A 7,856-nucleotide genomic window follows, 5' to 3' on the forward strand; every position below is an offset into this window, starting at 1 on the left:
ACGCTTGCCCCGAAGGGTGGCCGATCAAGGGTTCCGCATTGCTGCGGCCCCTCCTTCGGAGCACCGAGATGACCATCCCGAGCCGCCGCCTTCTGCTTGCCGGAATGGCAGCGGCCGCAGGCTCCGGGCTCGCCGGCTGCGTCGCCCCGGGCGGCGACCGCTCGGCGGCACGCGCGCCGGCCAACGGCCTCGCCGCGACGCCCGGCTCCACGCCGTTCGACTATCCTTCCATCTACGCCGAGGTGAAGGGCGAGAAGTTCCCCGTGCCCGCGGTCGAGTACGCCACGCTGAACCGCGCCTTCCTTCGACAGGAGGTGGCGTATGACGGCCGCGAGAAGCCCGGCACGATCGTCGTCGACCCGAAGGCGCGCTTCCTCTACCTCGTCGGCGATGGCGGACGCGCCCGCCGCTACGGAGTCGGCGTCGGCAAGGAAGGGTTCGGCTGGTCCGGCGTGGCCGATGTCCGCTCCAAGCAGGAATGGCCGGACTGGTACCCGCCGAAGGAGATGATCAAGCGCCGGCCCGACATCAAGCCGCAGCTCAGCAAGCTCCAGAGCGGCCTCGGCATGAAGGGTGGCCCGAACAATCCCGTCGGCGCCCGCGCGCTCTATCTCTGGCAGGGCAACAAGGACACGCTGTTCCGCATCCACGGCACGGTCGAGCCCGAGACGATCGGCACCTCGGTCTCGTCCGGCTGCATCCGCATGATCAACCAGGACGCGATCGACCTCTACGGCCGCGTGCCCCTCGGGACGAAGGTCGTCGTCCTGGCCTGACGGCCCGGGGCCGCCCTGCCCCGTCTAGTGGGTCGAGGCGGCGAGCAGCGCCTGGAGAGCCCGGGCCACCTCGGGCGTCACCGTCTTGCGGTACTTGCGGTGGACGAGCTGGCCGTTGTGGTAGACGTCCTGCTCGACATAAAGCCGCTGCCCATCCCAGCGCACGATGTTGTCCGACTCGATCGTCTCCACGACGCCGAGATCGGAGCGGATCTGCTGGTTCGGGTTCGGTGTGCCCATGCGCGATTCCTTGCTGGGATCCGATCATGGCCGCCCTGCCCCGTGCCGTCTACGGCGCGAGGCAGAACGCCCGGTGATCGGGGCCGCTCAGTAGAGGCCGCGCCGCGCCATCTCCAGTCCCTGCCGCTCGCTCTCCTCGCGCGTGAGCCCGGCGCAATGGTCGGTCAGCATATCGCCGTAGCTCGGGAGTTCGTCGCGATCGATCCGCCGAGCCGGGTCCCACAGGCCAGCACGATTGATCGACTTGGCGCAGTGAAGGTACGCCTCGCGGACCTCGACCAGGAGGCCCATGATCGGCGCCCGCCCCTGAACGGCCGAGCCAGCGAGAAGAGAGGGATCGTCGGTGATGCGGGCGAGGCCGTTGATCCGGAGGGTCTCTCCCATCCCCGGCACGAGAAAGAGGAGGCCGACGGAGCCAGTCTCCAGGATGTTGGCGTAGCTGTCGAAGCGGTTGTTGCCGATCCGGTCCGGGATGAGGACGTGCTGGTCGTCGAGCACGCGGGCGAAGCCGGGCGGATCGCCTCGTGGCGAAACATCGGCCCCGCCGCTGCCGTGGGTGCCGATGATGCAGAAGGTCGACCGCTCGAGGATTGCCCGGCAATGCCGGTCCAGCCGTTTCAGGACCTTGTCGGTCGCACGCGACATCGCCGCGGGATGGCGCGACCGCACCTGCTCCATGGAATCGACGAAGCTGACGGCCGCCGGATCGAACACGGTCATGCTGCTCGCCTCCTCCCCGCTCACGGTCGGAACCGGTACATCATCATGTCGTACTGGAAGTCCGCCAGCCGCTGATACGTATTGCTCTTCTTCATGAACTCACGCTGGCTGTTGAAGATCGCAGCGAAGTCGGGGCTCGTTCCGACGATACCTTTGTAATACGCCTCGGACTCTTCATAGAGGCGCGTGAGGACATCGTTCGGGAAGATGGAGATGGTGACCCCAGCGGATGCAAGCCGCATCAGCGCTTCCGGGTTCTTCATGTCGTAATGCGCCAGCATGTCGAGGGTCGTCGCCTGGGCGGCCACCTCGATCGCCTTCCTGTACAACGGTGGCAGCTCGGCGAACTTCGCCTGATTGAAGATCGTGTGGAAGATCGTGCCGCCCTCCTGCCAGCCAGGAGAGTAGTATCGCTGCGTCACCTTCTGGAAGCCGAGCTTTTCGTCGTCATAGGGGCCGATATACTCGACCGCGTCGATCGTCCCGCGCTCGAGAGCGGGATAGATGTCGCCGGGTGCGATCTGCTGCGGCACCACTCCGACGCGCGCGGCGATCGTGCCGGCGAGCCCCGCGATGCGCATCTTCAGGCCGCGCAGATCGTCGACGCTGCGGATCTCCTTCTTGAACCACCCGCCCCATTGCATCCCTGTATTGCCGCAGGGATAGCCGACGACATTGTATTTCTTGAGGAACTCGTTCGTCATGGCCAGCCCGTCGCCGTAGTAATACCAGGCGTTCTGTGCCCGCGGACTCATCATGAACGGCGCGGCGGCCGTGAGGGAAAAGGTCGGATCCTTGCCGACATAGAAGAGGAGCCCGGTATAGGCCGCCTCCACTGTCGCGTTCTGGACCGCGTCGAGCGCCTGCAGCCCGCCCACGATCTCGCCTGCGGAGAATTGCTGGATGAGGAAGCGCCCCTCCGTGAGCTCCGCCACCGCCCGGCAGAAGCGCTCGCCGGCCCCATAGGTGATGTCCAGGTTGCGCGGAAAGCTCGACGTCATGCGCCAACGGATCTGCGGCAGTGACTGGGCGATTGCCGGAGCGGCGACCATGCTCCCGGCGAGGGCCGCGGCGGATTTGAGGAATAAGCGACGTGTCATCGAGCTCCCCCTGCAGGTGGGAGTTCGGCGATCGAGCGCCCTCCCGGAGAGAGCAAAGCAATGAGCTTGCCGGACCGGCCGGGTGGCCTCGGGTAAGTTCCTTGCCGGCCGCCACGCCGTTCGCCATCATCGTGCCCGCCCGACATGGCTGCCGAGCCCTCGCCCGGAATTTGCGGCCCTGTCCGGCGCAGGGGCGCCACACTCCATGAAACAGCCTTCCGAGCCCGCACGCCTCGGCATCGTCCTCTACGAGGGCGTCGAGCCCATCGACCTCGGCGGGACGGCCGGTGTCGTCTCGATGGCGTCGAGGATGCTGCCGCATCTCTCGAGCGTCCTCGTGGCGGAGCAGGCCGGACCGGTTCGGCTCGCCGGAGGCGTCACCGTGCTCGCAGAGGCGGATTTCGCGACCTGTCCGCCTTGCGACGTCTTCGTGGTCTGCGGCGGACCGGGATGGCGGGAACAGATTGCCAACGCGGCGATGCTCGGCTTCCTGCGCTCCCGCGCAAGGGAGCAGGTCGCGTCCGTGTGCACGGGAGCGCTGATCCTCGCGGCCGCCGGCATCCTGGACGATACCCGCGCAACGACGCGGCGTCGGGCGGCGGGCTCGGAAGCCACTTCCCCGCTGGACACCCTGAGGAGCCTGGCCCCGACCACAGAGCCGGAAGCAGCGCTCATCGTCGAGGATCGCGGCGTGGTCACGAGCGGCGGGGTCTCGCTCGCAATCGATGGGACGCTCTATCTGATCGGAAGGATCTACGGGACCGATGCGCGCGACGAGGTCGCGCGCCTGATCGAATACGACCGGGCCTTCGAGGCGAACCGGCGCGCCCTCGGGATCGTCGGTCCATAGCGCCGAACACCTCGCGCACGCCGGAGCCCGGCGGCGCGAAGCGATCCGGCGCTATCCTCAGGCGCCCGGCCAGACCTCGTCCCGCTCGGGGATGCCCGCAGCGTCGATCAGCTTCTGCATTCCGAGGATGTCGAACAGCGACTCGCCGGCGCCGACCCGGCGGCGGATCTCGGCCTCCTTGGCGCTGCGGGCACGCGCGCCCTCGACGACCGCCTGGAGGTGCTCGCGTGGAATGACGAGGACGCCGTCGCCATCGGCCGCGATGATGTCGCCCGGATTGACCAGGACGCCGTCGCAGACGACCGGCACGTTCACGGCGCCGGGGCCGCGCTTCTGCGGGTGGGAGGGCGAGATCGAGGTCGCCCAGACGGGCAGCTCCATGGCGCGCAGTTCGTCGATGTCACGGGCCGGGCCGTCCACGACAATTCCCGCGATGCCCTTCTTCTTGGCGAAGGTGCCGGCGACGTCGCCCCAGAGGGCACCATGCTGCCCGCCGCCATTGGTGAGCACCAGGACCTGACCCGCCTGGGCGAGCTGCAGAGCCTTGTGGATCATCAGGTTGTCGCCGGGGAAGTTGTAGGCCGTGACGGCCTGGCCGACGATGCGATGGCCGGGCGCGGTGGGGCGCATACGCGGGCTCATCAGGGCCATGCGGCCGGCCACCGACCCGAGGGCCTCGTGCAGGTCCGCGATGGCATAGCGTCCGGCCTCGGCGACCAGCTCGGGGTCGGCCGCCGGGATGCGCGTGTAGATCGCGCCGGGATGGGACAGCATCATGGGGCCTACTCGGGCTTGGCGCCGGTCTTGCGGACGATCTCGCCCCAGCGCTCGACGTTGGTCTTGAGGAGCGCCAGGAACTCGTCCGGCGTGGTGGCGTAGGGCTCGGCGCCGATCTTGCGCATGAAGGCGATCATGTCGGGTTCCTTCAGGATCTCGTTCACGTCGCCGTTGATCTTCTTCACGATGGCCGGGTCGATGCCGGCGGGCGCCAGCATGCCCCACCAGGGGTTCACGTCGATGCCGGGCAGCCCCGATTCCTTGAGCGTCGGCACGTCGGGCGTGACCGAGGTCCGCTCGGCGCTGGTCACGGCGAGCGCGCGGACCTGGCCGCCCTGGACCTGGCCGATGACGGAGGGCACGGCCGCGACGCCGGCCTCGACATGGCCGCCCGAGATGTCCGTGATCGCCTGCGCGATGCCGCGATAGGCGACATGCGTCATCTTCAGGCCGGCCTCCTGCTTGATCATCTCGCCGATGATGTGGTTGACCGAGCCGACGCCGGACGTGGCGTAGTTGAAGGGATTCTGGCTCGCCTTCGCCTTGGCCAGGAACTCGCGGAAATCCGCCACGGGCAGCTTGGGGCTGACGATCACGTAGAAGGCGCCGCGCGAGAAGGTCGCGACGGGCTGGAAGTCCTTCACCGAGTCGAAGCTCTGGTTGGCGTAGAGGTGCGGGTTGATCGCCTGCGAGCCCTCGTAGGTGACGAGCAGCGTGTAGCCGTCCGGCGTCGTCCTCGCGACGCTCGCCGTTCCGACATTGCCGGCCGCGCCGGCCAGGTTCTCGACGACGACGGGCTGGCCCCAGCGCTTGCTCAGCTTCTCGCCGATCGCCCGGGCGAGCACATCCGTGGTCCCGCCGGCCGCCTGCGGCACGACGAGCTTCACGAGCCGGGTCGGGTAATTCTGGGCCGTCGCGGGGGAAGTGGCCGCGAGGCCGGACAAGACAGTGCCGAGAACAAGCGCGGCGTGGCGCCGAGTGAACATGGATCCTCCCTGGCCCGGCGGGTTTCGTGCCGCCGGAGCCCTCAACAGCGAAGCTTACGGGCGAAGCTCATGCGACAAGCTGGACAGGTTGTCGACTGCCCGCCGGCTCCGCGGCCGGGAGATCGGGCCGGCTACTCGCCCTTGCCCGGCAGCACCTGGTTGATGATCTGCCGCGCCGTCGTGCCGATGACGCGGCCCGCACGGCTGTCCTTCGTCATGGAAGTCATGAACGCCTTCGCCTGTTTCAGGGTGACGTGGGGCGGAAGCGGCGCGACCTCCGGGTCCGTCTTCACCTCGAGGATCACGGGACGATCCGCCGAGAGCGCCTCCTCCCAGGCCTCCCCCAGCTTCTCGGGATCATCGACATAGATGCCCTTCAGGCCGATCAGGTCGGCGAAGCGGGCATAGGGCACGTTCGGGATGTCCTGGCTCGCGTCGTAGCGCGGGTTGCCGTCCATCACGCGCTGCTCCCAGGTGACCTCGTTCAGGTCCTCGTTGTTGAAGACGCAGACGACGAGGCGCGGGTCGCGCCAGCGCTTCCAGTACTTCTGGACCGTGATCATCTCGGCGAGGTTGTTCATCTGCATGGCGCCGTCGCCGACGAGCGCCACGACGGGCCGGCCCGGATGGGCGAACTTGGCGCCGATCGCGTAGGGCACCGCGGCGCCCATGGAGGCGAGCCCGCCGGAGAGCGAGGCCATCTGGCCCTGCTTCGCCTTGAAATCGCGGGCGTACCAGTTGGCGCATGAGCCGGAATCGCTGGTGACGATCGCGTTCGAGGGCAGCCGCGGGGACATCTCCCAGACGACCCGCTGCGGGTTGACGGGATTGGCGGACGTCATGGCGCGCGCCTCCAGCACGCCCCACCACTCGCGGATGTTGCCCTCGATCTCCTCGCGCCAGGTGCGGTCCTCCTTGTGTTTCAGCATCGGGATGAGCGCCCGCAGGGTCTCGGCGGCATCGCCGTGCAGGTTCACCTCGCAAGGGTAGCGGAGCGACAGCATCGAGGGCTCGATGTCGATCTGCACCGCCCTCACCTGCCCGTCCGGCGGCAGGAACTCGGCCCAGGGAAAGCCCGTGCCGACCATCAGCAGCGTGTCGGCGCCGTTCATCATGTCCGAGGAGGGGCGCGTGCCGAGAAGGCCGATCGCGCCGGTCACGAAGGGCAGGTCGTCCGGCAGCGCGGCCTTGCCGAGAAGCGCCTTCGCTATGCCGGCGCCCAGCACCTCAGCGGTCTGGACCACCTCCGGCGCGGCGCCCGCCGCGCCAGCCCCGATGAGGATGGCGACCTTGGAGCCGGCATTCAGCACCTCGGCCGCGCGGGCGAGGTCGCTCTCGCGCGGGATCACCCGCGGCCGGGAATACCCCACGCCCGTGCGGGTAAAACCGTGGGCGACGGGCGGATCCTCGTAGGTCTCCTTCTGGATGTCCTTCGGCAGGACGATCGTCGCGACGCCGTTGCGGGCGATGGCGGTGCGGATGCCCCGGTCGACGAGGAGCCGGACCTGCGCGGCCGCCCCGGCCTCCTGCACGAATTCGGAGACGTCGGCGAAGACGCGGTCGAGGTTGAGCTCCTGCTGGTAGCTGCCGCCCCGCACGCTGGCCTCGGCCTGGCCGCAGATCGCGAGGACGGGGGCGTGGTCGAGCTTGGCGTCGTAGAGGCCGGTCAGGAGATGCGTCGCGCCCGGCCCGCCGGTGGCGAGGCAGACGCCGATCTCGCCCGTGAACTTGGCGTGGGCGACCGCCATGAAGGCCGCCATCTCCTCGTGCCGGACCTGGATGAACTCGATCCCGCCATCCCGCTGCAGGGCCCCGATGACGCCGTTGATGCCGTCTCCGGAATAGCCGTAGATCCTGGTGACGCCCCATTCCTTCAGTCGCCCGACGAAGAAGTCGCTCACCATCGCCATCGTTTCCTCCCTGCACGCCACGGCACAGGGCGGCAACGCCGCCCCGTGCCAGGGAGTTCAGGGAGAGAAAGCCGCGAGGCCGTGGCCCCGCGGCGATCGCCTTACTGCTGGGCCGGCGAGGCTCCGCCCGTGGCACCAGCACCGGCGCCGGCACGACCGGCCCCGGAGGCACGGGCCGCGCCGCCGGCAGCCGAGCCGGAGCCGCTACCCTCGACCGAGGCGCCGCCGCCGTTCCGGCCGGACACGCTGCCGGTCGAATCCATGCGGTTGCCGCCACGGGCGCCGGAGGTCATCTCCCGGCTGCCGCCGTCGCTCCGGGTGTTCACCTCGTTGCGGGTGCCGGTGCGGACGCCCACCGAGACGCCGGTCCGCTCGCGCGTGCCGACGGAGACGCTGTCGCGATCGTAGCTGCGGACACGCCGGCTGCGGACGGTCACGCTATCCGGCTCCGAATAGCTGCGCACGACCGTGCGGCGGCGAACCGTCGGGGCCGGCTC

Annotated in this window: 9 protein-coding genes; 2 read left to right on the plus strand and 7 right to left on the minus strand. The window is 68.9% G+C overall.

The window, feature by feature from the left end; genetic code table 11:
• Positions 1-68 precede the first annotated feature (68 nt).
• On the plus strand, positions 69-776 hold the full coding sequence (locus ACO2SS_RS11625) for a L,D-transpeptidase (protein WP_423277804.1): 708 nt from the start codon (positions 69-71) through the stop codon (positions 774-776).
• Positions 777-800: 24 nt separating this feature from the next.
• On the opposite strand, the gene ACO2SS_RS11630 is transcribed toward ACO2SS_RS11625, so the two are convergent.
• The 3 genes from ACO2SS_RS11630 to ACO2SS_RS11640 all read right to left on the minus strand — a co-directional run bounded on the left by ACO2SS_RS11630 (position 801) and on the right by ACO2SS_RS11640 (position 2,836).
• Positions 801-1,016 carry a hypothetical protein gene (locus tag ACO2SS_RS11630; protein WP_423277805.1) on the minus strand — a complete coding sequence of 72 codons (216 nt, stop codon included), beginning with the start codon at positions 1,014-1,016 and terminating at the stop codon, positions 801-803.
• 87 nt (positions 1,017-1,103) lie between these two features.
• Positions 1,104-1,736, minus strand: a complete 633-nt coding sequence (locus ACO2SS_RS11635; RefSeq protein WP_423277807.1) for an MSMEG_1061 family FMN-dependent PPOX-type flavoprotein — start codon at positions 1,734-1,736, stop codon at positions 1,104-1,106.
• 20 nt (positions 1,737-1,756) lie between these two features.
• Positions 1,757-2,836 carry a TRAP transporter substrate-binding protein gene (locus tag ACO2SS_RS11640; RefSeq protein ID WP_423277808.1) on the minus strand — a complete coding sequence of 360 codons (1,080 nt, stop codon included), beginning with the start codon at positions 2,834-2,836 and terminating at the stop codon, positions 1,757-1,759.
• A gap of 205 nt (positions 2,837-3,041) precedes the next feature.
• Between ACO2SS_RS11640 and ACO2SS_RS11645 the strand changes: the two genes are divergently transcribed.
• On the plus strand, positions 3,042-3,686 hold the full coding sequence (locus ACO2SS_RS11645; protein WP_423277809.1) for a DJ-1/PfpI family protein: 645 nt from the start codon (positions 3,042-3,044) through the stop codon (positions 3,684-3,686).
• 57 nt (positions 3,687-3,743) lie between these two features.
• Here the strand turns inward: ACO2SS_RS11645 and ACO2SS_RS11650 are convergent, their stop codons facing one another.
• The 4 genes from ACO2SS_RS11650 to ACO2SS_RS11665 all read right to left on the minus strand — a co-directional run.
• Positions 3,744-4,463: a 4-carboxy-4-hydroxy-2-oxoadipate aldolase/oxaloacetate decarboxylase gene (locus tag ACO2SS_RS11650; RefSeq protein ID WP_423277810.1), complete on the minus strand. Its 720-nt coding sequence runs from the start codon at positions 4,461-4,463 to the stop codon at positions 3,744-3,746.
• A gap of 5 nt (positions 4,464-4,468) precedes the next feature.
• The gene (locus ACO2SS_RS11655) at positions 4,469-5,449 is read right to left on the minus strand and encodes a Bug family tripartite tricarboxylate transporter substrate binding protein (RefSeq protein WP_423277811.1); all 981 of its coding nucleotides are present in this window, start codon (positions 5,447-5,449) and stop codon (positions 4,469-4,471) included.
• Positions 5,450-5,580: 131 nt separating this feature from the next.
• Complete coding sequence (locus ACO2SS_RS11660; protein WP_423277812.1) at positions 5,581-7,359, minus strand: thiamine pyrophosphate-requiring protein; 1,779 nt, start codon at positions 7,357-7,359, stop codon at positions 5,581-5,583.
• Positions 7,360-7,460: 101 nt separating this feature from the next.
• The coding region (locus tag ACO2SS_RS11665) for a hypothetical protein (protein WP_423277813.1) at positions 7,461-7,856 on the minus strand (396 nt) is incomplete at its 5' end.

This window comes from Enterovirga sp. CN4-39, from assembly GCF_049446235.1.
Classification (GTDB): Bacteria; Pseudomonadota; Alphaproteobacteria; order Rhizobiales; family Beijerinckiaceae; genus Enterovirga.

What these genes read in the sequence shown, in the direction of transcription:
- ACO2SS_RS11625 (WP_423277804.1), top strand. Translation starts at nt 69, where the DNA reads ATGACCATCCCGAGCCGCCGCCTTCTGCTTGCCGGAATGGCAGCGGCC.
- ACO2SS_RS11635 (WP_423277807.1), bottom strand. Translation starts at nt 1,736, where the DNA reads ATGACCGTGTTCGATCCGGCGGCCGTCAGCTTCGTCGATTCCATGGAG.
- ACO2SS_RS11660 (WP_423277812.1), bottom strand. Translation starts at nt 7,359, where the DNA reads ATGGCGATGGTGAGCGACTTCTTCGTCGGGCGACTGAAGGAATGGGGC.
- ACO2SS_RS11655 (WP_423277811.1), bottom strand. Translation starts at nt 5,449, where the DNA reads ATGTTCACTCGGCGCCACGCCGCGCTTGTTCTCGGCACTGTCTTGTCC.
- ACO2SS_RS11640 (WP_423277808.1), bottom strand. Translation starts at nt 2,836, where the DNA reads ATGACACGTCGCTTATTCCTCAAATCCGCCGCGGCCCTCGCCGGGAGC.
- ACO2SS_RS11630 (WP_423277805.1), bottom strand. Translation starts at nt 1,016, where the DNA reads ATGGGCACACCGAACCCGAACCAGCAGATCCGCTCCGATCTCGGCGTC.
- ACO2SS_RS11645 (WP_423277809.1), top strand. Translation starts at nt 3,042, where the DNA reads ATGAAACAGCCTTCCGAGCCCGCACGCCTCGGCATCGTCCTCTACGAG.
- ACO2SS_RS11650 (WP_423277810.1), bottom strand. Translation starts at nt 4,463, where the DNA reads ATGATGCTGTCCCATCCCGGCGCGATCTACACGCGCATCCCGGCGGCC.